We start from the raw sequence: 2,229 nt of genomic DNA on the forward strand, positions 1-2,229 counted from the left end.
ACTTATCCAGATACTTTATGTCCCGAACTCTTTTCTTAAAATTTAGCGAATAACAGTAGCATTTTTATTATTATAAGTACTTAATTCAAACATAGTAGGTGCTACTTATTTCCGTGCCAATAAAATTTTCATACTTTAAGTATTCTCATTGGAAATTAAGCAGGGTACTTTTTTGAAGGTAATATACTTCATATTTGTCGGCTAAGTATTTTATAAAAATCAGCAATTCTTTACTTTGAACTTTATCTTGTTTGAAATCAGTTTTTAATTGAGCTGATTTGTTTTTTTCAATTTCATTAGCTTTGTGTTTAAAGTATCCCCACATATGATCGTATGCATTGATTATTGAACCATTGGATGGAGTCGTTTGGAATGCTTCATTGATAGCGAGTTGAACTTCATTTAAAGTTGGAGATTGCTTAAGTAATTCACGAATATAATTATAATGCTGTTGACTATGGTACAAGACATTATACTTTTCTTCTCTCCATAACTTTTCAATATAGCCACGTTCTTTCATCAAATACCGCCTCGCTCACTTATTTTATAAGTTTTAATATGTTTTTCCCAGAAACTTAGATTACAAATCTAAAATATGAATAATTGGTGAAGATAAAAAAGGTTATTGCGTTATTTTTTGGAACCGGTTACAATAAAATTAATGAATAGAACCGGTTCCATTCAATAGGAGGGAAATTTAATGAACTATAAAAAGTCGGCTGAAGAAATTCTTGAAGCTATAGGTGGGGAAGATAATTTAGATGCGATGGCCCATTGCGCCACAAGATTGAGACTCGTACTTAATGATGAAAGTAAAGTAGATGAGGACACTTTATCGAAGATGGATGTTGTTAAAGGTACATTTTCAACTGGCGGTCAATATCAAATCATTATTGGTTCAGGTACAGTCAATAAAGTATTTAATGAACTTGAAAATATAACAGGGAAAGAGGCTTCTACAACAGCGGATGTTAAAGATAAATCTGCTCGAAACATGAATCCATTACAACGATTCGTTAAAATGCTATCAGATATATTTGTTCCTATTATTCCAGGCATTGTTGCTGGTGGGTTATTAATGGGAATTAATAATATTCTAACTGCACCAGATCTCTTTTATGATAATAAGTCTTTAATAGATGTTCATAGTCAGTTTGCTGGATTAGCAGATATGATTAACATCTTTGCAAATGCACCATTTACGTTATTACCAATATTAATTGGATTTAGTGCTGCGAAACGATTTGGAGGTAATCCATTCTTAGGTGCAGCTTTAGGAATGATTTTAGTACATCCATCATTAATGAGCGCATACGATTTTCCTAAGGCTGTAGAAGCGGGTAAAGCAATTCCACATTGGGACTTATTTGGTTTACATATTAATCAAGTGGGTTATCAAGGACAGGTGTTACCAATGTTGGTGGCAGCATATATTTTAGCAACTATTGAAAAGTGGTTACGTAAGGTTATACCAACTGTATTAGATAATTTATTAACACCATTATTATCTATTTTAGTTACGGCATTTCTAACATTTTTATTTGTAGGACCATTAACAAGACAGCTTGGTTATTGGTTATCAGACGGATTAACATGGTTATATGAATTTGGTGGTGCAATTGGTGGGTTTATCTTCGGTTTATTCTATGCGCCAATTGTTATAACAGGTATGCACCATAGCTTTATCGCTGTTGAAACAACATTAATCGCTGATCAAGCAAAAACGGGAGGTTCATTTATCTTCCCAATTGCAACAATGTCTAACGTAGCACAAGGTGGTGCAGCATTAGCAGCATTTATCATTATTAAAAATAACAAAAAATTAAAAGGTGTTGCATCTGCAGCTGGTGTATCAGCGCTATTAGGTATTACAGAACCAGCAATGTTTGGTGTAAATCTTAAATTAAGATATCCATTTATAGGTGCAATCATTGGATCGGCTATTGGATCAGCTTATATCTCATTCTTTAAAGTTAAAGCCATCGCTTTAGGTACAGCTGGCCTACCAGGCTTTATTTCTATTAATCCAGTACATGCTGGGTGGTTGCATTACTTTATTGGCATGCTCATTGCTTTTATTGTCTCTGTAGCTATTACTTTAGTCTTATCTCGACGCAAAGCTTATCAAGCAGCAGCTGAATAAACAAAAATAAGGGGTGGAACAGAAATAATATTTTCCAAAATTCATTTCGTTTTATCCCCAGCTTGCTTAGCTTGTAGAATTTCTTA

2 protein-coding genes are annotated in these 2,229 nt (G+C 33.4%); one reads left to right on the plus strand and one right to left on the minus strand.

Annotated features, from left to right (window positions below; translation table 11 throughout):
• Nucleotides 1-145 precede the first annotated feature (145 nt).
• Nucleotides 146-520: a YbgA family protein gene (locus tag HMPREF3265_RS06425; protein WP_037550035.1), complete on the minus strand. Its 375-nt coding sequence runs from the start codon at nt 518-520 to the stop codon at nt 146-148.
• A gap of 180 nt (nt 521-700) precedes the next feature.
• Here HMPREF3265_RS06425 and HMPREF3265_RS06430 point away from each other — a divergent pair, with 180 nt between their 5' ends.
• Nucleotides 701-2,143 (plus strand): sucrose-specific PTS transporter subunit IIBC, encoded by a 1,443-nt coding sequence (locus tag HMPREF3265_RS06430; protein WP_070861183.1) that lies wholly within the window; start codon nt 701-703, stop codon nt 2,141-2,143.
• The last annotated feature ends 86 nt before the right edge of the window (nt 2,144-2,229 follow it).

The sequence above is a fragment of the Staphylococcus sp. HMSC62B09 genome, assembly GCF_001839115.1.
GTDB lineage: Bacteria > Bacillota > Bacilli > Staphylococcales > Staphylococcaceae > Staphylococcus > Staphylococcus haemolyticus.